Origin of the sequence: Actinomadura sp. NEAU-AAG7 (assembly GCF_018603865.1) — a bacterium.
GTDB classification, from domain to species: Bacteria; Actinomycetota; Actinomycetes; order Streptosporangiales; family Streptosporangiaceae; genus Spirillospora; species Spirillospora litoris.
Window position 1 is genome coordinate 32,473 of the sequence record NZ_JAHFZY010000011.1, and the last position, 23,591, is coordinate 56,063.

17 protein-coding genes are annotated in these 23,591 nt (G+C 73.9%); 14 read left to right on the forward strand and 3 right to left on the reverse strand.

The window, feature by feature from the left end:
* The first annotated feature begins 2 nt into the window (after window positions 1–2).
* The 3 genes from gatA to gatB all read left to right on the forward strand — a co-directional run bounded on the left by gatA (window position 3) and on the right by gatB (window position 3,445).
* On the forward strand, window positions 3–1,487 hold the full coding sequence (gatA, locus tag KLI87_RS36505; protein WP_156222762.1) for an Asp-tRNA(Asn)/Glu-tRNA(Gln) amidotransferase subunit GatA: 1,485 nt from the start codon (window positions 3–5) through the stop codon (window positions 1,485–1,487).
* 129 nt (window positions 1,488–1,616) lie between these two features.
* Entirely contained in the window at window positions 1,617–1,946 is a 330-nt protein-coding gene (locus KLI87_RS36510; RefSeq protein ID WP_214620686.1) for a hypothetical protein, read from the forward strand.
* Window positions 1,947–1,960: 14 nt separating this feature from the next.
* A complete protein-coding gene (gene gatB / locus KLI87_RS36515; protein ID WP_156222815.1) occupies window positions 1,961–3,445 on the forward strand; it encodes an Asp-tRNA(Asn)/Glu-tRNA(Gln) amidotransferase subunit GatB in 1,485 nt (494 codons plus the stop codon).
* Between the two features lie 33 nt (window positions 3,446–3,478).
* Here gatB and KLI87_RS36520 read toward each other — a convergent pair whose 3' ends face one another.
* The gene (locus KLI87_RS36520; protein ID WP_214620687.1) at window positions 3,479–4,588 is read right to left on the reverse strand and encodes a sorbosone dehydrogenase family protein; all 1,110 of its coding nucleotides are present in this window, start codon (window positions 4,586–4,588) and stop codon (window positions 3,479–3,481) included.
* Between the two features lie 482 nt (window positions 4,589–5,070).
* Here KLI87_RS36520 and KLI87_RS36525 point away from each other — a divergent pair, with 482 nt between their 5' ends.
* From KLI87_RS36525 to ilvC, 4 genes are all read left to right on the forward strand, one after another.
* Window positions 5,071–7,935, forward strand: coding sequence for a bifunctional diguanylate cyclase/phosphodiesterase (locus KLI87_RS36525; RefSeq protein ID WP_156222756.1), 2,865 nt, complete (start codon window positions 5,071–5,073; stop codon window positions 7,933–7,935).
* A 171-nt stretch (window positions 7,936–8,106) separates the two neighbouring features.
* Window positions 8,107–9,978 (forward strand): acetolactate synthase large subunit, encoded by a 1,872-nt coding sequence (locus tag KLI87_RS36530; protein WP_281378267.1) that lies wholly within the window; start codon window positions 8,107–8,109, stop codon window positions 9,976–9,978.
* Between the two features lie 5 nt (window positions 9,979–9,983).
* A complete protein-coding gene (ilvN, locus tag KLI87_RS36535; protein WP_156222752.1) occupies window positions 9,984–10,508 on the forward strand; it encodes an acetolactate synthase small subunit in 525 nt (174 codons plus the stop codon).
* A 79-nt stretch (window positions 10,509–10,587) separates the two neighbouring features.
* Window positions 10,588–11,571, forward strand: a complete 984-nt coding sequence (ilvC, locus tag KLI87_RS36540; protein ID WP_214620688.1) for a ketol-acid reductoisomerase — start codon at window positions 10,588–10,590, stop codon at window positions 11,569–11,571.
* Window positions 11,572–11,636: 65 nt separating this feature from the next.
* Here ilvC and KLI87_RS36545 read toward each other — a convergent pair whose 3' ends face one another.
* Window positions 11,637–12,434 (reverse strand): hypothetical protein, encoded by a 798-nt coding sequence (locus KLI87_RS36545; RefSeq protein WP_214620689.1) that lies wholly within the window; start codon window positions 12,432–12,434, stop codon window positions 11,637–11,639.
* Between the two features lie 138 nt (window positions 12,435–12,572).
* Here KLI87_RS36545 and KLI87_RS36550 point away from each other — a divergent pair, with 138 nt between their 5' ends.
* From KLI87_RS36550 to KLI87_RS36580, 7 genes are all read left to right on the forward strand, one after another.
* Window positions 12,573–13,172, forward strand: coding sequence for a PadR family transcriptional regulator (locus tag KLI87_RS36550; RefSeq protein WP_156222748.1), 600 nt, complete (start codon window positions 12,573–12,575; stop codon window positions 13,170–13,172).
* Entirely contained in the window at window positions 13,169–13,885 is a 717-nt protein-coding gene (locus KLI87_RS36555; RefSeq protein WP_214620690.1) for an ABC transporter ATP-binding protein, read from the forward strand. Before KLI87_RS36550 ends, KLI87_RS36555 begins: the two co-directional genes overlap by 4 nt.
* Entirely contained in the window at window positions 13,882–16,500 is a 2,619-nt protein-coding gene (locus tag KLI87_RS36560; RefSeq protein ID WP_214620691.1) for an ABC transporter permease, read from the forward strand. The genes KLI87_RS36555 and KLI87_RS36560 overlap by 4 nt, the downstream gene beginning before the upstream one ends.
* Window positions 16,501–16,729: 229 nt before the next feature.
* The gene (locus KLI87_RS36565; RefSeq protein ID WP_156222742.1) at window positions 16,730–18,313 is read left to right on the forward strand and encodes a DUF2079 domain-containing protein; all 1,584 of its coding nucleotides are present in this window, start codon (window positions 16,730–16,732) and stop codon (window positions 18,311–18,313) included.
* Between the two features lie 389 nt (window positions 18,314–18,702).
* Window positions 18,703–19,380 (forward strand): hypothetical protein, encoded by a 678-nt coding sequence (locus tag KLI87_RS36570; protein ID WP_308166475.1) that lies wholly within the window; start codon window positions 18,703–18,705, stop codon window positions 19,378–19,380.
* Window positions 19,381–19,703: 323 nt separating this feature from the next.
* Window positions 19,704–21,290: a phosphoglycerate dehydrogenase gene (gene serA, locus KLI87_RS36575; RefSeq protein ID WP_156222740.1), complete on the forward strand. Its 1,587-nt coding sequence runs from the start codon at window positions 19,704–19,706 to the stop codon at window positions 21,288–21,290.
* 827 nt (window positions 21,291–22,117) lie between these two features.
* A complete protein-coding gene (locus KLI87_RS36580) occupies window positions 22,118–22,822 on the forward strand; it encodes a (2Fe-2S)-binding protein (RefSeq protein ID WP_156222738.1) in 705 nt (234 codons plus the stop codon).
* A 21-nt stretch (window positions 22,823–22,843) separates the two neighbouring features.
* On the opposite strand, the gene KLI87_RS36585 is transcribed toward KLI87_RS36580, so the two are convergent.
* Window positions 22,844–23,584 (reverse strand): CbtA family protein, encoded by a 741-nt coding sequence (locus KLI87_RS36585; protein ID WP_214620692.1) that lies wholly within the window; start codon window positions 23,582–23,584, stop codon window positions 22,844–22,846.
* Window positions 23,585–23,591: the final 7 nt, after the last annotated feature.

The following is a 23,591-nucleotide window of genomic DNA, read 5'->3' on the forward strand; positions in this document are numbered from 1 at the left end:
TCATGGACCTGGTCAGAAAGGGCGCGGCGGAGCTCGGCGAGCTGATCGCCGCGGGCGAGACGTCCGCCGTCGAGGTCGCGCGGGCCCACCTGGACCGCATCGCGGCCGTGGACGGCGAGGTGCGCGCGTTCCTGCACGTCGACCGCGACACCACGCTCGCGCAGGCCCGCGAGGTCGACCGGCGCCGCGCGGCCGGGGAGGACCTCGGCCCGCTGGCGGGGGTGCCGATCGCGCACAAGGACGTGTTCACCACCCGCGACATGCCCACCACCGCCGGGTCGAAGATCCTGGAGGGCTGGCGCCCGCCCTACGACTCGACGGTCACGGCGCGGCTGCGCGCCCGCGGCCTGGTGATCCTCGGCAAGACGAACATGGACGAGTTCGCGATGGGCTCCTCCACCGAGAACAGCGCCTTCGGCCCCTCGCACAACCCGTGGGACCTGCGCCGCGTCCCGGGCGGCTCGTCCGGCGGCAGCTCGGCGGCGGTCGCCGCCTACCAGGCGCCGCTGTCGACCGGCACCGACACCGGCGGCTCGATCCGGCAGCCCGCCGCGGTCACCGGCATCGTCGGCATGAAGCCCACCTACGGCGGCTCGTCCCGCTACGGCGTGATCGCGTTCGCGTCCTCGCTGGACACCCCGGGCCCGTTCGCCCGCAACGTCCTGGACGCCGCGCTCCTGCACGAGGTGTTCAGCGGCCACGACGCGATGGACTCCACGTCCGTCGACGCGCCGGTGCCGCCCGTCGTCGAGGCCGCGCGCCGCGCCGACGTGAACGGCCTGCGCGTCGGCGTCGTCAAGCAGTTCGCGGGCGAGGGCGCCGAGCCGGGCGTCGCGGCCCGCTTCGACGAGGCCGTGGAGCTGCTGGAGTCGCTCGGCGCGAAGGTCGTCGAGGTCTCCTGCCCGCACTTCTCCTACGCGCTGTCGGCGTACTACCTGATCGCGCCGTCGGAGGCGTCGTCCAACCTGGCCCGCTTCGACGCCATGCGCTACGGCCTGCGCGTCGGCGACGACGGCACCCGCAGCGCCGAGGAGGTCATGGCGCTGACCCGCGCCGAGGGCTTCGGCCCCGAGGTCAAGCGGCGGATCATGCTCGGCACCTACGCGCTGTCCTCGGGCTACTACGACGCCTACTACGGCAAGGCGCAGCAGGTCCGCACGCTGGTCAAGCGCGACTTCGACACCGCCTTCGAGCAGGTGGACGTGCTGGTCTCGCCGACCACCCCGACCACCGCGTTCCCGATCGGCGAGCGCGTCGACGACCCGATGGCGATGTACCTCGCGGACCTGTACACGATCCCCGCGAACCTCACCGGCAACGCCGCGATCTCGGTACCCTGCGGGCTCGCCGACGGCCTGCCGGTCGGCCTGCAGATCATGGCCCCGGTCCTCGGCGACGACCGCGCCTACCGCGTGGCCGCCGCCGTCGAGCGCGCCCTGGAGGACCGCTGGTCGGGCCCCCTGCTGGCCCAGGCCCCGGAACTGTAGGCGGCGGGGACGGCGGCACGCGGTGATCACCCGGATCGAGATCGACGGCTTCAAGTCCTTCCTTGACGTCGAGCTGGACGTGCCGCCGTTCCTCGCCCTCATCGGCCCCAACTCCAGCGGCGAGAGGCGGTGCCGGCCCTCGCCGAGGACTGCCATCCGGTCCGCGTCCACAACGACCGCGACGACCGCGCCGAGACCAAGACCGTGCGGGCCCTGCTGGAGGGAAGGGGGCTCGCGACCCCGGTCATCCCGCTGGTGCCCGTGCGGGGGAGCGACCCGTCCCGGCTCCCGAGGCATCCGCGGGACGTGGAGCGGCCGCGCGGCGGCCGCCGGTCCGGCGCCGACCACTTCGATTACATAGGACAGAACGTCAGCCTCGACGCGCTGGCCCGGATTCCGGCGTACGCCGACCGGGTGGCCGAGACCGAAGAGGCGTTGAAGGGACTGGGATACCTGTGAGTGTGAACACGCTGATGGACTTCGACGAGGCGCTCGGGAAGTACGAGCCGGTCCTCGGCATCGAGACGCACATCGAGCTGGGCACGGCGTCCAAGATGTTCTGCGGGTGCCGGACGGAGTTCGGCGCCGAGCCGAACACGCAGGTGTGCCCGGTGTGCCTCGGGCTGCCGGGCGCGCTGCCGGTGACCAACCACGCCGCGATCGAGGGCATCATCAAGATCGGGCTGGCGCTGAACTGCGACATCGTCGAGTGGTGCAGGTTCGCCCGGAAGAACTACTTCTACCCGGACATGCCGAAGAACTTCCAGATCTCCCAGTACGACGAGCCCCTCTGCGTGGACGGGCACCTGGACGTCGAGGTCGAGGGCGAGACGTACCGGATCGAGATCGAGCGCGTCCACATGGAGGAGGACACCGGCAAGTCCCTGCACGTGGGCGGCGCGACCGGCCGCATCCACGGCGCGGAGTTCTCGCTGGTCGACTACAACCGCGCCGGGATCCCGCTGGTGGAGATCGTCACCAAGCCGATCCCGGCGACCGGCGCGAAGGCGCCGCTGGTGGCCCGCGCCTACGCGACCGAGCTGCGGGAGCTGGTGCGCTCGCTCGGCGTGTCGGACGTGCGCATGGAGGAGGGCTCCATGCGCTGCGACGTGAACGTCTCGCTGATGCCGCGCGGTGCCTCGGAGTGGGGCACGCGCACCGAGACCAAGAACGTCAACTCGCTGCGCTCGGTCGAGCGGTCCGTCCGGTCGGAGATCGAGCGGCAGGCGGGCGTGCTGTCGGCGGGCGGCCGGATCGTGCAGGAGACCCGCCACTTCCACGAGGACACCGGCCGCACCACCAGCGGGCGCAGCAAGGAGGAGGCGCAGGACTACCGCTACTTCCCCGAGCCGGACCTCGTGCCGATGGCGCCGTCCCGGGAGTGGGTGGAGGAGCTGCGCGCGTCGCTGCCCGAACTCCCCGCCGCGCGCCGCCGCCGCATCCAGGGCGAGTGGGGCCTGTCGGACCTGGAGCTGCGGGACGTCGTCAACGCGGGCGCCGTCGACCTCATCGAGGCGACGATCGCGGCCGGGGCGGACGCCGGCGCGGCCCGCAAGTGGTGGATGAACGAGCTGTCGCGCCGCGCGACCGCGCAGGGCGCCGAGCTGGCCGACCTGCCGATCACCCCCGAGCAGGTCGCCCGGGTGCAGGCGATGATCACGGCGGGGGAGCTGAACGACAAGCTGGCCCGCCAGGTCTTCGAGGGCGTCCTCGCCGGTGAGGGCACGCCCGACGAGGTCGTCGCCGCGCGCGGGCTGAAGGTCGTCAGCGACGAGGGCGAGCTGGCCTCGATCGTGGACGAGGTGATCGCCGGCAACGCCGCCGTCGCCGACAAGGTCCGCGCGGGCAAGGTCGCCGCCGCGGGCGCCCTGGTCGGCGCGGTCATGAAGGCCACCCGCGGGCAGGCCGACGCGGGCCGCGCCCGCGAACTGATCCTGGAGAGGCTCGGCGCGTCCTGAGCCTGACCTCCCCGCCCGCCGGCCGCGAGGAGGTCAGCGGGCGGGGAGGACGATGACGCGGTCGTCGTCCGGCTTCGGGTCGCCCCGGCCGTCCTTGTTGCTCGTGGTGACCCAGAGGTCGCCGGACGGGGCGCGGACGACGGCGCGGAGGCGGCCGTAGGCGTCCTGGTAGCGGGGGACGGGGCGGCCGGGCACGCCGTCGCGGAGGGGGACCTGCCACAGGCGGGTGCCCTGGAGGGCGGCGGCCCACAGCGAGCCGTTCGCGTAGGCGAGGCCGGACGGGGACGCCTGGTCGGTCGGCCAGGTGACCAGTGGGTCGGTGAATCCCCTGCGGTGTCCGATTCCTTCTACGGTGGGCCACCCATAATTGTCACCTTTCACAATGCGGTTGATTTCGTCGAAGCGGACCTGACCGAATTCCGTGGCGTAGAGTCGCTGCTTCTCATCCCAGGCGATGCCCTGGACATTGCGGTGCCCGTAGGTCCATACGGGCGTGCCGAAAGGGTTGCCCGGGGCGGGACGGCCGTCGGGGGTGACGCGGAGGATCTTGCCGCCGAGCGAGCCGCGCTCCTGGGACTTCTCGGGCGCGCCGCTCTCGCCCGTGGTGGCGTAGAGCATGCCGTCGGGGCCGAAGGCGAGGCGGCCGCCGTTGTGGTTGTCGCCCTTGGGGATGCCGGTGACGATGGGGCGCGGGGTGTCGAGGCGGCCGTCGTAGGTGGCTCTGACCACGCGGTTGTCGTCGGCGGCGGTGTGGTAGAGGAAGATCTGGTGGTCGCGCGCGTAGCCGGGGGAGACCGCGACGCCGAGCAGACCGCCCTCCCCGGACGGCCGGACGTCCGGCACCGTTCCCACCACGGTCCTCTTCCCGGCCGGGGTGACCCGCAGCAGGCGGGCGGAGTCACGCTCGGTGACGAGCGCGTCGCCGCCGGGCAGGAACGCGACGCCCCAGGGGACCGACAGGCCCGTGACGAGCACGCGGGCCGCGCCGGTGCCGGCGGTGGCCGTGGGCGCGGCCGTGCTCGCGGGGGCGGGCGTGCCGGGTCCGCCCTCGGGCTTGCCGCCGTCGGACGACGAGCAGCCCGCCAGCAGGGCGGTACAGGCCGCGACCAGCGCGGACGTCAGGGTGATCGCGTGCCGTCGCATGAGAGTGCCTCCCGGGTGGTTCCGCCCCCGTTTCTACTACGACCGCCTCGGACGCGGCCCGGTTCGCGGCCCCGGCGCGCCGTTCCGGGGGAGGCGGACATCACACGCTTTTCAGGAGTGAAAATGGTCACTCAACGTGATGCGGACGAAGGTGATGATCGCGTTTCGGACGGACCAAGAAGGTCGATAACCCGGTCGTTCGTCGCCGGGAGGACGCTCAGCCTCAATCGCTCCGTGACCTACGGAACGTACATTGAGCGACACGGTGAACCCGCAGTGCAGCAACGTCGCTGATCTCCGGCCCGCGCAGGCGTTGCGCGGGCCGTCCGCTCCGCGCCGACCCCGCGCGGGGCACGATCCATGACCTTCCGGGCGTTACCCGAGCGACCGGTGAGGTATCCGGACTCATGTCCCCTCTCGGCGCGGTGCCCGCGTCCGCGAGGGCCGGACGCTCCCATCGGGGCAGGAAGGGACACGGCGCGATGAGCGGCGAGATCGCCAGGCGCAGGCCCGCGCGGACGCTGCCGGTCGCCCTGGCCGCGGTCGTGGGCGTGCTCTACGCCACCGGCTCGCTGCTGGGCTGGGGCGGCACGGCCTTCATCGCCTGGGCGGAGGCGGGCGCGGCCGGCGCGGCCGCCGTCTCGCTGCTGGCGTCGGTGCGCGGCTCCGGCGGCCGGGCGGCGGGCGGGCCCGACGGCGCGGTGTGGCGGACGTCCTGGCGCTGGTACGGCATCGCCGCGACCTGCTGGTTCGCGGGCGCGGTGACGAGCGCGGCGGCGGGCAACCTCAGCCGCAGCGCGCTGTCGCTGTCGGTGCCCGACCTGTTCTACCTGGTGGCCGCCGCCGCGCTGGTGACGGGCCTGGTGGTGCCGGTGCGGCTGCCCCGCGACGCCCGCACCTGGCTGCGGTACGCCGCCGACACCCTCGTGTGCGCGTGCGGGCTGTTCCTGCTCGGCTGGGTGGCGCTGTTCTCCTCGCTCTACCACCAGACCCAGGAGTCGCCGCCGGAGTTCTTCCTCGAACTGCTGTACCCGCTCGTCGACACCGTGCTGGTGTGCGGGGCGCTGCCGTTCGCGCTCGGCGCGGCGCGCGGGCCGAGCGCCCCGGCCAGGCGTCCGGCGTGGATGGGGTACGGGGCGCTCGTCGCGTTCGCGGTCGCCGACATCGTGACCACGGTCGTCCGGCTGGACGGCGGGCTGCCCGCCGACGACCCGGCCGACATCCTGCGGCTGGCCGGGCTGCTGCTGCTCATGCTGGTGCCCTGGACGGGCCCGGCCCAGGTGCCCGCCGCCGAGACCGACGACATCCCCGAGGACGCCGTCCCCGACGCCCCCGGCGCGGATGCCTTCGGCGCCGCCCGGCCCGCCGAGGAGTGCGGCCGGATGATCGGGCCGGGCCTCGCGCCCGCCGTGATCGCCGCCGCGGCGGGCGTGTTCGTCGCCGGGCACTCGCTCACCGGCGAGAACGGCCTGGAGCCCGTGGTGGCGATCGTCGCGGGCTCGGCGGTGCTGGTGGTGCTCGCGCGGCTGGCCGGGCTGCTGCGCGAGAACGACGCGCTGCGCCGCGCGGTCGACACCGGCGAGGAGCACTTCCGCGCCCTGTCGGAGAGCATCAACGACGCCGTCCTCATCTGCGACCTGGACGCGACCGTCCAGTACGCCAGCGCGGGCGCGCTGCGCACCTACCGCTACGCCGCCGACGAGCTGCTCGGACGCCCGCTGCACGAGATCATCCACCCGGAGGACCTGCCCCGCGTCCAGGAGGCGTTCACCGAGTTCGCGGGCGAGGAGCCCGGGTCGCTGCGGGTGTCCTGCCGGGTCAGGGCGGCGGACGGGACATGGCTGCCGACCGAGTCGACGATCTCCCGGTACGCGGGCACCGGCGAGGCGCCCGGACGGCTGCTGGTCACCACCCGCGACCTCAGCGAGCAGGCGGCGCTGCAACGCCAGGTCGCGCACCTGACCTTCCACGACGGGCTGACCGGCCTGCCCAACCGCTCCTACCTGGAGGAGCGGACGCGGGAGCTGATCTCGCGCACCCGGGGCGGCGGCCGGGTCGCGGTGGTCTTCGTCGACCTCGACGGCTTCACCGCCGTGAACGACTCGGCGGGCCACGCGGCCGGCGACCAGGTGCTCGCGCAGGCGGCCAGGCGGCTGCGCGCGACCGTCCAGGCCGACGACACCGTCGCGCGGTGGGGCGGGGACGAGTTCGCGGTCCTCGTCCAGCTCCCCTCGGACGAGGGGGAGACGCGGGCGGCGGTCGAGCTGGCCGGACGGCTGCTGCGCGTGCTGTCGGTCGAGCCGTACCAGGTGGGCAGCAAGCAGATCGTGCTGACCGCGAGCGTCGGCATCGCGTTCGCGGGGGACGAGGAGCACCCGGCGGGCACCGCGCCCGCCTCGGGCGGCGAGGCCGGGCGCCGGGTCCGGCGCACCGCCGCCGACCTGATCCGCAACGGCGACCTCGCGATGGCCAGGGCGAAGGAGGCGGGCGGCGGACGGGTGGAGGTGTTCGCGCCGCACATGCACGCCGACGTCGTCCGGCGGCTGGAGCTGGGCAGCGACCTGCAGCGGGCGCTCGCCGAGGAGCAGTTCGCGGTGGAGTTCCAGCCGGTGGTGGACCTCGCGACGTCCCGGGTGACCGGGGTGGAGGCGCTGCTGCGCTGGTGGCGGGGGAGCGAGTCGGTGCCGCCCGAGGAGTTCATCGGCCCGGCCGAGGAGTCGGGCCTGATGGTCCCGCTCGGCGACTGGGTGCTGCGGGAGGCGTGCCGCGAGGTCGCCCGCTGGCGGCGCGACTCCTGGGACGTCGGCCTGTCGGTGAACTTCACCGCCCGGCAGATCGCCGCGCCCCGGTTCGTCGCCTCGGTCGCGGCGGCGCTCGCCGAGACCGGGCTGCCGCCGCACGCGCTCACGCTGGAGGTGCGCGAGGAGGTGCTCGTCGAGGACGCGGGCCAGAACGTGGAGCGCCTGTCGGAGCTGCGCGACCTCGGCGTCCGGCTCGCGATCGACGACTTCGGCACCGGCTACGCCTCGCTCGCCTACCTCGGGCAGCTCCCGGTGGACGTCATCAAGATCGACCCGTCGTTCGTGGCGGGGCTCGGCTCGGACGAGACGCTGACGCTGCTGACCCGCACGATCGTCCGGCTGGGCCGCGACCTCGGCATCACCGTGGTGGCCGAGGGCATCGAGCGCCCCGAGCAGCTCGAACTGCTGCGCGGGATGGACTGCCCGAGCGGCCAGGGGTTCCTCGTGGCGCGGCCGATGGCGGCGGGGCGGGTGGAGTCGCTCGTCCGGACGAACCTGTCCACGCAGGGCAGGCCGGGCGAGGTGCCGCTGCCCCTGCCCGGCTGACCCCCTCCGCCCGCGGAGTAGGTTTGACCTGGGAGAACGCGGCGGGCCCGGGTCACCCTGCGGTGTTGTCTTGTCTCAGGGAGTGAGACATTTTGTTCAAGGATTTGACCAGGGGCGCGAAGTCGGCGAAAGTGAGTGCCGTGCAGAGGACTTCCATCATTCTCGTAGTACTTGGTCGGCGCGCAGGCTGACCAAGCTTTCCGACCTGCGCGCCTCCCCTCGACCGCCTCACGGCGGCGGGGGTTTTTTGTTGCCCGGCGAGCCCACACTCCTCTCCCCAAGGAAACGCAGATCATGACGACCGAACAGATGACGGGAGCCCAGGCGCTGGTCCGCGCCCTGGAGAACGTCGGCGTCGACACGGTGTTCGGCATTCCGGGCGGCGCGATCCTCCCGGCCTACGACCCGCTCTACGACTCCGGCAAGCTGCGCCACATCCTCGTCCGGCACGAGCAGGGCGCCGGCCATGCGGCGCAGGGCTACGCGATGGTCACCGGACGGGTCGGGGTGTGCATGGCCACCAGCGGGCCCGGCGCGACGAACCTCGTCACCGCGATCTCCGACGCCTACATGGACTCGGTGCCGATCGTGGCGATCACCGGCCAGGTCGCCTCGTCCCTCATCGGGACCGACGGCTTCCAGGAGGCCGACATCGCCGGGATCACTATGCCGATCACCAAGCACAACTTCCTGGTGACCCGGGCCGACGAGATCGCGCGCACGGTCGCCGAGGCGTTCCACATCGCCGGGACGGGCCGTCCCGGGCCGGTGCTGGTCGACATCGCCAAGGACGCGCTCCAGGCCATGGTCGAGTTCACCTGGCCCGTCCAGCTCCAGCTCCCCGGGTACCGCCCGGTCACCCGGCCGCACTCCAAGCAGGTCCGCGAGGCGGCACGGCTGATCAGCTCGGCGCGGCGGCCCGTCCTGTACGTCGGCGGCGGCGTGCTGAAGGCCGGCGCGTCCGCCGAGTTGCGGGTGCTCGCCGAGCTGACCGGCGCGCCCGTCGTCACGACGCTGATGGCCAAGGGCGCGCTGCCCGACAGCCACCCGCTGCACATGGGCATGCCGGGCATGCACGGCGCGGTCGGCGCGGTCGGCGCGCTCCAGCGCGCCGACCTGCTGGTCACCCTCGGCGCCCGCTTCGACGACCGGGTCACCGGCAAGCTGGACGGCTTCGCCCCCGACGCGAAGATCGTGCACGCCGACATCGACCCGGCCGAGATCTCCAAGAACCGGCACGCGGACGTCCCGATCGTCGGGGACGCGCGGGAGGTCATCGCCGACCTGATCGTCGCCGTCCAGAACGAGCACGCCGCCGGGCGCAAGGGCGACTACGAGGACTGGTGGCGGCAGCTCAACGCCTGGCGCGACACCTACCCGCTGGGCTACGACACGCCCGCGGACGGGTCGCTGTCGCCGCAGTACGTCATCGAGCGGATCGGCGAGCTGGCCGGGCCCGACGCCTACTACGTCGCCGGCGTCGGCCAGCACCAGATGTGGGCCGCGCAGTTCATCAAGTACGAGCGCCCGGGGGCGTTCCTGAACTCCGGCGGCGCCGGGACGATGGGCTACGCCGTCCCGGCCGCGATGGGCGCCAAGGTCGGCGCGCCCGACACGCAGGTGTGGGCGATCGACGGCGACGGCTGCTTCCAGATGACCAACCAGGAGCTCGCGACCTGCGCGATCGAGGGGATCCCGGTCAAGATCGCCGTGATCAACAACGGTAACCTCGGCATGGTCCGGCAGTGGCAGACGCTGTTCTACGACGGGCGCTACTCCAACACCAACCTCCACAGCGCGAAGCGCATCCCCGACTTCGTCAAGCTCGCCGAGGCCTACGGCTGCGTGGGGCTGCGCTGCGACCGGGCCGAGGACGTCGACGCCGTCATCGCCAAGGCCATGGAGATCAACGACGCGCCCGTCGTCATCGACTTCGTCGTCCACCAGGACGCGATGGTCTGGCCGATGGTGGCCGCCGGCACCACCAACGACGACATCAAGATCGCTCGTGACATGGCCCCCGACTGGGAGAACGGAGACTGACCCCGATGAGCCTGCACACCCTCTCGGTGCTGGTGGAGAACAAGCCCGGGATCCTCGCGCGGGTCGCGGCGCTGTTCTCCCGGCGCGGCTTCAACATCGAGTCGCTCGCGGTCGGCACCACCGAGCATCCCGACATCTCCCGCATGACGATCGTCGTGAACGTGGAGGACCTGCCGCTGGAGCAGGTCACCAAGCAGCTGAACAAGCTGATCAACGTCCTGAAGATCGTCGAGCTGGACCGCTCGGCCTCGGTCCAGCGCGAGCTGGTGCTGGTCAAGGTGCGCGCCGACGCCGAGACGCGGTCCCAGGTCCTGGAGACGGTCCAGCTGTTCCGTGCCAAGGTGGTGGACGTCGCGCCGGACGCCGTCACCATCGAGGTCACCGGCAACCGCGACAAGCTCGACGCCTTCATCCGGGTGCTGGAGCCGTTCGGCATCAAGGAGATGGTCCAGTCGGGCATGGTGGCCATCGGCCGCGGCGCCCGGTCCATCACCGACCGCTCGCTGCGGGCCATCGAGCGCAGCGCGTGACCCCGCGGGGAGACCCGCACGCGTCCTCGCGCGATCCACATGATCCATAACACTGAAAGGCAGCAGCACTGTGGCTGAGATGTTCTACGACGACGCCGCCGACCTGAGCGTGATCCAGGGCAGGCACGTGGCGGTCATCGGCTACGGCAGCCAGGGGCACGCGCACGCGCTCTCGCTGCGCGACTCCGGCGTCGACGTCCGGGTCGGGCTCCGCGAGGGCTCGGCGAGCCGGGAGCTGGCCGAGGCCGAGGGCCTGCGGGTCGTCACGCCGGCGGAGGCGGCCGAGGAGGCCGACCTGATCATGCTGCTGGCCCCGGACCACCACCACCGGGAGATCTTCGAGAAGGACATCAGGCCCGCCCTGGTCGAGGGCGACGCGCTGTTCTTCGGGCACGGCTTCAGCATCCGCTACGACCTCGTCCAGCCGCCGGAGGGCGTGGACGTGGCGATGGTCGCGCCGAAGGGGCCGGGCCACCTCGTCCGCCGCCAGTTCGTCGCGGGCCGCGGCGTCCCGGTGATCGTCGCGGTGGAGAAGGACCCGTCGGGCAACGCCTGGCCGCTGGCGCTGTCCTACGCCAAGGCCATCGGCGGGCTGCGCGCGGGCGGTATCAGGACCACCTTCACCGAGGAGACCGAGACCGACCTGTTCGGCGAGCAGACCGTGCTGTGCGGCGGCGTCTCCGAGCTGATCAAGACCGGGTTCGAGGTGCTCACCGAGGCCGGCTACCAGCCCGAGGTCGCCTACTTCGAGGTGCTCCACGAGATGAAGCTGATCGTCGACCTCATGTACGAGGGCGGCGTGTCGAAGATGTACTGGTCGGTGTCCGACAACGCCGAGTACGGCGGCTACAGCCGCGGCTCGCGGGTGGTCACGCCGGAGACCAAGGCCGCGATGAAGAAGATCCTCGGCGAGATCCAGTCCGGCGAGTACGCCAAGGAGCTGGTGGAGGAGTTCGAGGGCGGCCAGACCAAGTTCCGCAAGTACCGCGAGGAGCTGGCCGAGCACCCGATCGAGAAGACCGGCGCCGAGCTGCGTCCGATGATGAGCTGGCTGAACGACTGAGCCTTCGCTGAGTTCTCCGGAACCGCCCCTGGACGGGCACGGCCCGTCCAGGGGCGGTTCCGCGTTCAGCGCAGGAGGCGGCGCAGGACGCGGGTGTGCAGCGGGACGCGGCGCGCGCCCGCGGTGACCAGCAGCGCCAGGTGGCCGCCCTTGGTGAAGTAGAGCGTGGCCTCCCTGGGTTCACGGCCATGGATCGTCCTGCGCTGGGGGACGGGTTTGAGGCGGGGCGCGCGCACCGAGCCGAACCGCGCCTCCCGGGTCACGCCGAGGGCCGTGACGGTCACGTGCGCGTCCCAGCGTCCCGGGGCGAGGACGGCGGGGTCGACGAACGACTCGAAGCCGCCCGCGCCCGGCTCGCGGTGCTCGGCGGCGAAGCCGTGCTCCCTGCCGGAGGCCCGCTCGCGCAGCACCACCTCGACGGCCGTCCGGTGCGTCTCGACGCGTTGCAGGACCGCCGCGCCGCGCAGCCGCACCCTCCCGCCCTGCCAGGACGCGGCGTCCAGCCGGTGGTCGACGCCGACCTCGCCGGTGATGTCGGCGTCCTGCCGGGAGACGCCGCGCAGGTAGGGGTAGAGCGCGTAGATCCGGCCGCCGACCACGACGGCGCCCGCGGGGCTGCCCTCCGCCTCGTCCCGGATGAGGCGCTCCAGCTCGTCGCGCAGGCCGTTCTGGATGCAGAACGCGCGGAGCCGGACGGAGGCGGGCAGCGCGGCGCGCGCGGCGTCGCTCAGCCCCTCCTCGCCGAGGACGTGCCGGGTGCCCTCCACCAGCCGGTCCCGCTGGACCCGGTCCAGGTCCAGGTAGCGGTGGTCGTAGACGCGCAGGACGTCGCGCAGGACGCTGATCGTGCTGTCCGAGGTCACGGCTCTCTCCCGGTGGTCGCTCGCTCCGGTTACGGTAAGGCTCGCCGTGATCGCGGGCGGTGAAATCCGGGGAGCGTGTCTCCGCGGCTGCATACCCGGTATTGCCAGCGACATACGCGGTATGCATACTTGGTAGGTATGTCGATCCGTCATGGCCTGCTCGCGCTGCTGGCCCAGGGCCCCCGCTACGGCTACCAGCTGCGCGCCGAGTTCGAGACCTCCACCGGGGCCACCTGGCCGCTCAACATCGGGCAGGTGTACTCGACGCTGTCCCGCCTCGAACGGGACGAGATGGTCACCCGGGTCGGCGCCGACGACGAGGGGCGGTTCGTCTACCGGATCACCCCGGCGGGCGAGCGGGACGTGCTGCGCTGGTTCGCCACCCCGATCGCCCGCGGCGACCGGCCCCGCGACGAGCTGGCGATCAAGCTCGCGATGGCCGTCACCACACCCGGCGTCGACGTCCGGCAGGTCGTGCAGACCCAGCGCACCGCGTCCCTGCGCGCCCTCCAGGACTTCACCCGGCTGAAGGCCGAGGCGCCGCGCACGCCCGCCGACCAGGGCGACACCGCGTGGCGGCTCGTCCTGGAGTCCATGATCTTCCAGGCCGAGGCGGAGGTGCGCTGGCTCGACCACTGCGAGAGCTTCGTCGCGCGGGCGCTGCCGCCGGCCGCCCCGCCCGGGACCGCCGCCGACGTGGCGGACCTGCCCTCCGGCAGCGAGGAGGCGCGGCGATGAGCGTACTGGCGATGACGTCGGTCTCCCGCGACCACGGCGCCGGCGCCGGCCTCGTGCACGCCCTCGCCGAGGTCAGCCTGGAGGTCCGGGCAGGCGAGTTCGTCGCCGTGATGGGGCCGTCGGGGTCGGGCAAGTCGACGCTGCTGACGCTCGCGGGCGGGCTCGACACCCCCACCTCCGGGCAGGTCGTGGTCGAGGGCGCCGACCTCGGCGCGATGCGCGCCGCCGCGCGCTCGGCGCTGCGGCGCCGCAGCGTCGGCTACGTCTTCCAGGACCTCAACCTCATCCCGAGCCTCACCGCCGCCGAGAACGTGATGCTGCCGCGCGAGCTGGACGGCGTCCGCGCCAGGCGGGCGCGCCAGGAGGCCGGGCGGGCGCTCCAGGAGGTCGGCGTGGCCGACCTCGCCGACCGGTACCCCGACGAGATGTCCGGCGGCCAGCAGCAGCGGGTCGCGATCGCCCGCGCGCTGGTCGGCGACCGGCGGCTCGTCCTCGCCGACGAGCCGACCGGCGCGCTCGACAGCCACACCGGCGAGGACGTCATGCGCATGCTGCGGGCCCGCTGCGACGCGGGCGCCGCCTGCCTGATGGTCACCCACGAGTCCCGGCACGCCGCCTGGGCCGACCGCGTCGTGTTCCTGCGCGACGGGCGGATCGTGGACGCCACGCCCGGCCGCCCCGGCCCCGAGACGCTGCTGCAGGAGGCCCGGTGAGGGGCTACCTGCCCGTCCTGCGCATGGCGCGGCGGGACGCGCTGCGCGCCAAGGGGCGCACCGCCCTCGTCACCTGCATGATCGGGCTGCCCGTCGCGGTCATCGTGGCGGTCGCCGTGCTGGTCCCGACCATGGAGTGGTCGCAGCGGGAGGCGCTGCCCTACGAGCTCGGCGCGGCCGACGCCCGGCTCACCGGCACCGGGCACGGCGCGCTCAGGCAGGACCCGCTGGAACCCGCGCTGGGCTATTCCTACGCCCCGCCGGCGAAGGACACCCCCTGGACCACCGAGGAGATCACCGAGCGGGTCAAGGCCGTGTACGGGCCGGGCGCCCGCGTCCAGCCCTACGCCCAGGGGCGGGCGCTGGAGCTGCGGACGCCGCGCGGCTACCGCGAGGCCCAGCTCACCGAGCTGGACATCCGCGACCCCATGACCCGGGGGATGTACGACCTCGTCGAGGGCCGGGCGCCCGCCGCGGCCGACGAGATCGCGCTGTCGCCCTCGCTGGCCGGGCGGGAGTTCCCGGTCGGCGCCACCGCGCGGGTCGGCCGCGACGGCGCCGCCAGGCGCGTCGTCGGCCACGTCCGGGACCCGCGCGACCTCGACCGCCCGGTCGCGCTCGCCCTCCCCGGGGCGTTCCCCGGCGCCGCGCCGCGCGCCGACCAGGAGTGGCTGGTCAGCGCCGGCCGCCCGGTCACCTGGGCCGACGTCGGCGAGTTCAACAAGACCGGCATCGGGGTGCTCTCCCGCGAGGTGGTGCGCCATCCGCCGCGGGTGTCCGCCGCCACGGGCGACTCGGACGGCGCCGGGGACAGCGCGTGGCTGGCGATCACCGCGATGGTCGTCGCGATGATCGTCCTGGAGATCGTGCTGCTGGCCGGGCCCGCGTTCGCCGTCGGGATCCGCCGGCAGCGGCGCATGCTCGCGCTGGTCGCGGTGGCCGGCGGCGGGGCGCGGCACCTGCGCGCCGTCGTGCTCGCGAGCGGCCTGGTGATCGGGGGCGCCGCCGCCCTCGCCGGCGCCGCGCTCGGGATCGCCGCCGCCGTCGCCGCGCGGCCCGTCGCCAAGGCCGTGGAGCACACCGTGATGGGTCCGCTGGAGGTGCCGTGGACGCTGGTCGCGCTGACGATGGCGCTCGGCGCGGGCAGCGGCCTGCTCGCCGCGTACGTGCCCGCCAGGCAGGCCGCCCGGCTGGACGTCGTCGCCGCGCTGGCCGGACGCAGGGACCGGGCCCCCGCCCGCCGGGGCTGGCCGATCGCGGGCGGCGCGGTGGCCGGCGCCGGCGTCGTGCTGTGCCTGGCCGGTGCCGGCCCGCTCCACGAGTTCGGCCCCGCGCTCGGCGCGGTCTGCATCATCGTCGGCCTCGTCATGGCGGGGCCGTGGCTGGTGGGCGCCGCCGGGCGGGTCGCCGGCCGGCTGCCGGTGCCGCTGCGCCTCGCCGTCCGCGACAGCGCGCGCAACCGCGGCCGGTCCGCGCCCGTCGTCGCCGCGATCATGGCGGCGGTGGCCGGGATCACCGCGCTCGCCATCGCCGACGCCAGCGACCTGCGCCAGGAGCGCGTGGAGTACCTGGCGCAGATGCCGATGGGCTCGGCGCTCGTCCGGCCCCCGCTCGACCGGGCCGACGCCGTGCGCGGCGCCGTGGCGCGGGAGCTTCCCGGCGTGCCCCTCGTCGACGTGCGGGTCCTGCCGGGGGAGAACTCGGTCTGCCAGGGAGGGGAGACCGCCGACTGCCCGTCGGTGGGCTTCGGCTCGAACGGCGCCGGAGGCGCCGCCCGCATGTTCTATCTCGACGGCGTCGTCGGCGGCGCGCGGGAGGCGCGGCTGCTGCTCGGGCGCGACGACCCCGCCGTCGCCCGCGCGCTCGCCGAGGGCAAGGTCGTCCTGTTCGGCTCCGGTTCACCCGCGGACGGCACGACGACCGCCACCGTCTCGGTGTGGAAGGACGACCGGCAGCATGTGCTACGGAAGGTGCGGCTGCCCGCCGTGGGCGTGGCGGCCGACCCGCACGTCCCCGCCCTGGTGCCGCCGTCGCTCGCCTCGAAGGTCGGCGTGCCTGCCCGGGTGGAGGGGTTCGGCGTCGACCGCGCCGACCACCGGGTGAGCAAGGCGGAGGAGGGGCGGCTGCGGGAGGTGGTCGCCGGGTTCGGCGAGCGCCAGGGGGAGGGCGGGGTCTACGTCGAGCGCGGCTTCAACCGCTCCAACACCGGGCTCATGGTGCTGCTCGCGGTGGCGGGCGGCGCGCTGGCGCTCGGCGGCTCGCTGATCGCCACCGGCCTGTCGGCCGCCGACTCCCGGCCCGACCTCGCCACGCTCGCCGCGGTCGGCGCGCGCCCGCGGACGCGCCGGCTGCTGATGATGGGCCAGGCGGGGTTCGTCGCCGCGCTGGGCTGCTGGCTCGGGCTCGCGGCGGGCATCGTCCCGGGCGTCGCCGTGGCGCGCCCCCTCACCGAGGTGCCGCAGGGCGACGGCAACCCCACACCGCACGGGACGATCGTCGAGATCCCCTGGGGAGTCCTCCTGCTCATCGGCGTGGTCGTCCCCCTGGTGGCCATGGCCGCGGCGGGGCTCCTCACCCGCAGCCGCCTCCCGATGTCCCACCGCCTGGCGGGCTGACCTCGCGGCGCCCCGTCCCGCGGCGGGCGCGCCCCGTCCCGCGGCGGGCCGACACCCCGATGGCGGTTGCCGGCTCCGGGGCGGGGCATCGGTCCTCCCGGGGGCGGCGCCGCCCCCGCGTGCGAAGGGCCGTCGGGAGGTGTTCGTGGGGATCGTCGTGGCCGGTCGCGGCGGGCGACAACCCGCCGCGAGTCAGCGCGGGGGGCGGGCGGCTGGTAGCGTCCGGCGCGTGGCTGAGGCGGTTGTGGTGGAGGGGCACGTGGACGAGGCCCCGACCGGCCGCGTGGGGGGGACGCGGCAGCGGCGGCGGCGCGCCGCGCTCTGGGCGCTGGTCGCGGCGTGCGCCGCGGTGTACGCGTCCTACTCGCTGATGCGGCTGCGCGCCTTCCGCGCGAGCAGCTACGACCTGGTGATCTTCGACCAGGCGATCCGCTCCTACAGCCGCTTCGAGCTGCCGGTCGCGATGGTCAAGGGCGTCCACAACGGCTTCGGGCCGCACTTCGCGATCCTCGGCGACCACTTCTCGCCCGTCCTCGCCCTGCTGGCGCCGCTGTACTGGATCCACGACGGGCCGGGGACGCTGCTGGTCGCCCAGGCCGTGCTGTTCGCGCTCGCGATCGTCCCGATCTGGCGGTACACCGAGCGCCGGTTCGGCGCGGGCGCCGCCTACTGCGCGGCCGCAGCCTACGCGCTGTCGTGGCCGGTCGCCGAGGCCCTCGCGTTCGACTTCCACGAGGTCGCGTTCGTGCCGGTGCTGTCGGCGCTCATGGTGGAGCGCTACGACGCCGGGCGGCGCGGCTGGGCCGCCGCCGCCGCGCTCAGCCTGCTCCTGGTCAAGGAGGACATGGGGCTCCTGCTCGTCGGCTTCGGCTTCTTCCTGCTCACCCGGCACGACCCCGAGCCCGGCGCCGACACCCGGCGCCACCGGCGGGAGGCGGGCGAGGAGGGCACCGGGCACGGCGGGTGGCTGCCGCGCGGCGACCGGCGCGCCGGGCTCGCCTACATCGTGGGCGGGCTGGTCGCGACCTGGGTCAGCTCCCGGCTGATCATCGCGGTCTTCGGCGGCGACAACGACTACTACTGGGCCTACGGGTCGCTCGGCCCCGACCTGCCGCACGCCGCCGTCCACGCGCTCACCAACCCGTGGGACGTGCTCGCGGTCCTCGGCACGCCCCCGCACAAGCTCGGCACGATGGCGCTGCTCGTGCTGCCGCTGCTGCTGCTCCCGCTGGCCTCGCCGCTGACGCTGACCGTGCTGCCGCTGCTGGCCGAGCGGATGCTCGCCAGCCGCTTCGGCAACTGGTGGGAGCCGCACTACCACTACAACGCGTTCATCATCGCGGTGCTGGTCATGGCGTCGGTGGACGGCGCGGCCCGGCTGCGGCGCAGGCTCTGGCCCCGCGCGCGGGCGCGGCTGCCCGCCGCGCTCCCGGCGGCGGCGATGCTGACCGCGGCGGTCGTGTGCGTGCCGTTCTTCGCCTTCGTCCACCTGGCCGACCCCGCGCTGTGGCGGCGCAACGACCGGGCCCGCGCCGCCGCCTCGGCCGCGGCGCGGATTCCGGACGGCGCGCTCGTCGAGTCGGCGAACGCGATCGGGCCCGCGCTGTCGCCGCGCGCCCGCGTCCTGCTGTGGGACGGCCAGCCGCGCCGGGCGCCCTGGGTGATCGCCGACGTGGAGCGGCTGGAGTTCCCGTTCCGCACCCTGGCCGAGCAGCGCCGCAGGGTCGAGTCGCTGCTCGCGGGCGGCTACCGGGAGGTCTACCGCGCGGACGGCTACATCGTGCTGCACCGCGACGTCGCCGACCCCTGGTGACCGGACCCGGCCACCGATCAGCACCGGCCGCCGGGGCGGCCGGTGCGATGACCCGGTGCGCTGACCCGCCTGGCGCGGATGGGTCGAAACGCCGGTGAAGGTCATCGACTTGACAAGACGTGCTACCTTTTCCGGCCACTTTGCTGGATACTTGAGGAAAGTCGCGACGGCCGCGGCCGAGCCAGGGAAACTGCGCGAACACCCGTGTGACCGCTGCCGGAACGGCGTTGGGGCGGAGCGCATGAGCGGTGTCAGGCTGATCGGGAAGACGGCAGGGCGGCGATCCGGCCGGGGCGCGGAGTTCATTTCCGGCACGGCATCGCCGAGGGCGAATGACCCCCCGTTCCGCGAAGCGGAGCGCCGGGCGGAAATCGGCGGGGAGTCGTGACGTGGCTCCGGGACGGGAGCACGACGTCCGGCGCTTCGAGACGTGCGGGCAGGCGTGGATCGGCGCGCTGCGGCACGTGTGGACGGCCGGCGTGGCCGGCCTGGACGACTCCGGGCCCATCATCGAGGGCCCGCCGGTGCTCTTCGAGGTCGCCTCACTGAGCTGGGAGGACCCGCTGCTGCGCGAGCACGGCGACCGGGTGGGGCTCGCCCGCCGGGCGCGGGAGCGCACCCGGCCGGGCGCCCAGGAGCGGGACGGCCCGGGGCTGCGCGGACCAGGGCTGTGCGGCCCGGGGCTGGGCGGAGCGGGCGGCGTGGACGGCGTGGACCGGCTCGGCTGGGTCGTGGACCTGCTGCGGGCCCGGCCGTGGACGACGAGCGCGTGGATCCCGCTGGCGCTGCCGGGCGAGCCCGCCGAGGGCCTGCCCTGCGTGACCGCGCTGTCGTTCCGCATCCGCGGCTACCGGCTGATCATGACCGGGATGTTCCGCTCGCAGGACGTCTACGCCGGCTACCTGACCTACATCCCGCTGCGCGGCGTGCAGCTCCAGGTCGCCGAGGAGCTGGGGCTCCCGGCGGGGCCGCTGCGGGTGTTCGTGGACGTCCCGCACGTCCGGGTCGCCGACGCCGAGCGCGTCGCGGCCGTGCTGACCGCCTTGCCGAAACCCAGTGCGGCCTAGATCACCCTGGGGTGTCCCTAGGGAAACCCTAGAGAGACCCTAGGGAACCGGCGCCCGGGACGGAGCGCCGGCCGTACCGGCCCAGGCCAGGGACCTGCGGCGGAGGCGGCATCAGCGACAAACCGGTACCGCCCGGTCACGCCGCTGTCACCCGCGAGCCGCCCGGCCCGCCGCCGACCCGGCGTTCCGCGCGAGATAGACTCGCCTGCGGGGGCGAGGGCACGACGAGGTGACTCGCGACTTCACCTGCACTCCGCATATCCGCACCGGGCGCAGAATCCCACCCATCCGGCGCACATCCGACTTCCGAAGGACTGTTCCCTTTGAGCAAGCCCGTCGTCCTCGTCGCAGAAGAGCTCTCCCCGGCCGGCATCGCCGTGCTGGAGTCCGATTTCGAGGTCCGTCACGTCGACGGCAGCGACAAGGCGCTCCTGCTGCCCGCCGTCGCCGACGTCGACGCGCTGATCGTCCGCAGCGCGACCAAGGTCACCGCCGAGGTCTTCCGCAACGCCAAGCGGCTCCGGGTCGTCGCCCGCGCCGGCGTCGGCCTCGACAACGTCGACGTGGAGTCCGCCACCAAGGCCGGCGTCATGGTCGTCAACGCCCCGACCTCCAACATCGTCACCGCCGCCGAGCACGCGCTCGCGCTGCTGCTGGCCACCGCGCGGAACGTGCCACAGGGCCACGCCGCGCTCAAGCAGGGCGAGTGGAAGCGCTCCAAGTACACCGGCGTCGAGCTCCAGGGCAAGACCGTCGGCGTCCTCGGCCTCGGCCGCATCGGCGTCCTGGTCGCCCAGCGCCTCGCCGCGTTCGACATGAACGTGATCGCGTTCGACCCCTACGTGCAGGCCGCCCGCGCGGCGCAGCTCGGCGTCCGGCTCGTCACGCTCGACGAGCTGCTCGCCGAGAGCGACTTCATCACCGTCCACCTGCCCAAGACCCCCGAGACCCTCGGCCTCATCGGCGACCGCGAGCTGCACCTGGTCAAGCCGAACGTGCGGATCGTCAACGCCGCGCGCGGCGGGATCGTCGACGAGGAGGCGCTCGACCTCGCGCTCAAGGACGGCCGCGTCGCCGGCGCTGGCATCGACGTGTTCAGCACCGAGCCGTGCACCGAGAGCCCGCTGTTCCACCACGACGCCGTCGTCGTCACCCCGCACCTCGGCGCCAGCACCCACGAGGCGCAGGAGAAGGCGGGCACGCAGGTCGCGCGGTCGGTCAAGCTGGCCCTGTCGGGCGAGTTCGTCCCGGACGCGGTGAACGTCCAGGGCGGCGCCGTCGCCGAGGACGTCAAGCCCGGCCTGCCGCTCGCCGAGAAGCTCGGCCGGATCTTCACCGCGCTCGCCGGCGGCGTCCCCGTCCGGCTCGACGTCGTCGTCCGCGGCGAGATCGCCGAGCACGACGTCAAGGTGCTGGAGCTGGCCGCGCTCAAGGGCGTGTTCGTGGACGTGACCGAGGAGGCCGTGACCTTCGTCAACGCGCCCCTGCTGGCCCGCGACCGCGGCGTCGAGGTCACCCTCACCACCAGCGAGGACAGCCCCGACTGGCGCAACGTCGTGCAGGTGCGCGGCACGATGTCCGACGGCACCGTGGTGTCGGTGTCCGGCACGCTCACCGGCCCCAAGCACGCCGAGCGGATCATCGAGATCAACGGCTACAACATGGAGCTGGTCCCGACCGCGCACATGGCGTTCTTCTCCTACGTCGACCGGCCCGGCATCGTCGGCGCCGTCGGCAAGCTGATCGGCGACGAGCAGGTCAACATCGCCGGCATGCAGGTCGGCCGCGACGCCAAGGGCGGCCGCGCGCTGATCGCCCTCACCGTCGACTCCGCCATCGCCCCCAAGCTCGTCGACGCCATCTCCGCCGAGGTCGGCGCCGACATGGGCCGCCGCGTCGAGCTGAGCTGAACTCGTGAGATCACGGCCCGAGGGGACCTGCCTGGCGGCTCGTCCCCTCGGGCCGCGATCGTGCGGACGCGGACATGTTGACTTCAATCCCGGCCCAGGCGGGCTCGCCTAGCGGTTCGCCCACCTGACCGGTCTTATGCGAGCGCGGTTTTCTCGCGATCCCGGCCCGGCGTGCTCTCTGAGGGCCCGTACGCTGAGCGATCTCGTGCGAGCGCGGCTGTTTCGTCGCGATCCCGGCCCGGCGTGCTCGCCTGGCGGCTCGCACGCTGACCGCCCTTGGGCGAGCGCGGCATCGCTTCGCGATCTTCCCGGTGGGCTCGCCTCCGGCGTCGCCCCACCGCTCAGGTCACGCGCTCGCGTGACGGCTGAGGTCCTCCGACGGCTTGCCCCGTCGCCTGGTCGTCTCAGAATGTGGGATTTTCTGCCACAGGTCGGGACAGCGGGCGTCATCGCGGGTACCGTGGCGGTAGTCATGCGGCGCTTCGTGGTAATCCTTCGCTGCCGCAGCGGGGCCTGATCATCGGCAGGCCGGCACCCGCTGCGGAGGTTTCGCCTGGCCGTGAGTCCGATCCTCGCCGGACCGTGCGATCCACGGGTCTCACCGGCGGCCACCGCGGCACGACAGACCAGCGAATCGGAGCGAACCTGAGATGAACGACGTCACCATGAACGCCGCCCCCGCCGACGACGAGCGGGAGGAGGCGGCCCGCGCCCTGCAGACCGCCCTGGACCGCCGCGACAACGGCGGCCACCCGGCCCGATAGGCGTCTCGCCGACCAGGGACCGCCCCATCCGGGGGCGGTCCCTGGTCGCGTTAGTGTGGGCGGATGCCCCTCGACGACGCGGCCGAGGCCGATCCCGCCGAGGTCGCGGACGCGCTGCGCGCGGTCGCGCGACTCGGCCCCTACTTCGAGATCGGCACCGACCCCGCCGAGGACGCCGACCCGACCTGGCGGCCGTTCCCCGAGCGGGACCGCGACCGGCTGATCGGGCTGACCGACCTGTACGCCGAGCGGCTCGGCACCACCGAGCGGCGCGTGGCCGCGTCGATCCTGTTCCAGGGGCTCGCGTCCCGGCTGTGGTCGCCGATGGCCGCGGCGGCGGCGCGCGGCCTCGTCCCCGACCTGTCCGGGCTGCACTGGCGGTGGGCGCCCGGTGCGCCCGTCGCGCTCTGGCTCGCCCGCCCGGCGGGATGGCGGGCGGGCGGGACCGCCCAGGCCGCCGGCCTCCTCGTCGAAGTGGTCGTGGACGGGCAGCTCAGGCCCCTGCGCGAGACGATGCTGACGTTCACCGGCCTCGCCGACGGCCTGCTGTGGGGGAACGCGGCGTCCGCGCTCGCCGGGAGCCTCAACGTCGGCCCGCCCGACCCGGGGCGCGCCGCGCTCGTCCGGGAACTGCTCGGCCGCGAGCCGCTGGCGGGCACGGGCGGGTTCGTCGGGGGCGGCTTCGTCCGGCGCAGCTGCTGCCTCTACTACCGGGTGCCGCCCGGCGGGGAGATGTGCGGGGACTGCGCCCTGCTGCCCCGCCGCTGACGCGACGGGGCGGGCAGGGGTTCAGGCGTTCGCGGGGACCGCGACGCGGGACGGATGGCGGGCGAACGCCCGCTCGGTCAGGTAGCCGAACAGCAGCCCGATCGTCGCCCACAGGACGAGCTGGACGCCGAGCGAGGCGACCCGGAAGTCCCACAGGACCGTGGCCGGGAAGTGCTCGGGGATCGCGTCCGGCCGGGGCGTGACCCGGTAGACGACCGCGACCACCACGGCGAACCCGGCGGTGGACGCGGTGACGGCGTTCCAGACGCCGACCCGGGGCACCAGCCGCCGGCACACGATCACCGCCGCCGTGGTGGCGAGGATGCCGAGCGCGACCATGCAGAAGTACAGCGCCGTCCGGCTCCCGATGGTGCCCGGGTTGCCGACCGCCGGGGGCGTCGCCGGGTACTTCAGGAACGGGACGAGCTCGACCGCCACGAACCCGGCGAGGGCGACCAGCGCGGCCGTGGCGCGCGCGCCGAGCCGGCCGAGCCGTCCGTAGGCGAACGCGAAGGCGATCGAGAACAGCCCGCCCAGCGCCACCCCGTAGACGGCCATCGCCGTGATCAGCCCGGCGGTCTTCTGGACGCCCCGGCTGACGACCTCCGGTTCGTGGCCCTCGTGCGCGGCGTGCGCCTTGGCCTCCTCGAACGCGATGGCGTGGCCGACCTGCGGCTCGCCGTACAGCCAGGCGATGAGCAGCGCGGCACCGGCCGCGGCGATTCCGACGAGCATGCCGCGGACCAGCAGAGATCTCATCATGCGCGCG

Coding starts and splice junctions, on each gene's coding strand:
- KLI87_RS36555 (WP_214620690.1), top strand. CDS start 13,169: ATGAGCGTACTGGCGATGACGTCGGTCTCCCGCGACCACGGCGCCGGC.
- KLI87_RS36585 (WP_214620692.1), bottom strand. CDS start 23,584: ATGATGAGATCTCTGCTGGTCCGCGGCATGCTCGTCGGAATCGCCGCG.
- KLI87_RS36525 (WP_156222756.1), top strand. CDS start 5,071: ATGAGCGGCGAGATCGCCAGGCGCAGGCCCGCGCGGACGCTGCCGGTC.
- ilvN (WP_156222752.1), top strand. CDS start 9,984: ATGAGCCTGCACACCCTCTCGGTGCTGGTGGAGAACAAGCCCGGGATC.
- KLI87_RS36580 (WP_156222738.1), top strand. CDS start 22,118: ATGCCCCTCGACGACGCGGCCGAGGCCGATCCCGCCGAGGTCGCGGAC.
- gatB (WP_156222815.1), top strand. CDS start 1,961: ATGGACTTCGACGAGGCGCTCGGGAAGTACGAGCCGGTCCTCGGCATC.
- ilvC (WP_214620688.1), top strand. CDS start 10,588: ATGTTCTACGACGACGCCGCCGACCTGAGCGTGATCCAGGGCAGGCAC.
- gatA (WP_156222762.1), top strand. CDS start 3: ATGGACCTGGTCAGAAAGGGCGCGGCGGAGCTCGGCGAGCTGATCGCC.
- KLI87_RS36550 (WP_156222748.1), top strand. CDS start 12,573: ATGTCGATCCGTCATGGCCTGCTCGCGCTGCTGGCCCAGGGCCCCCGC.
- KLI87_RS36520 (WP_214620687.1), bottom strand. CDS start 4,588: ATGCGACGGCACGCGATCACCCTGACGTCCGCGCTGGTCGCGGCCTGT.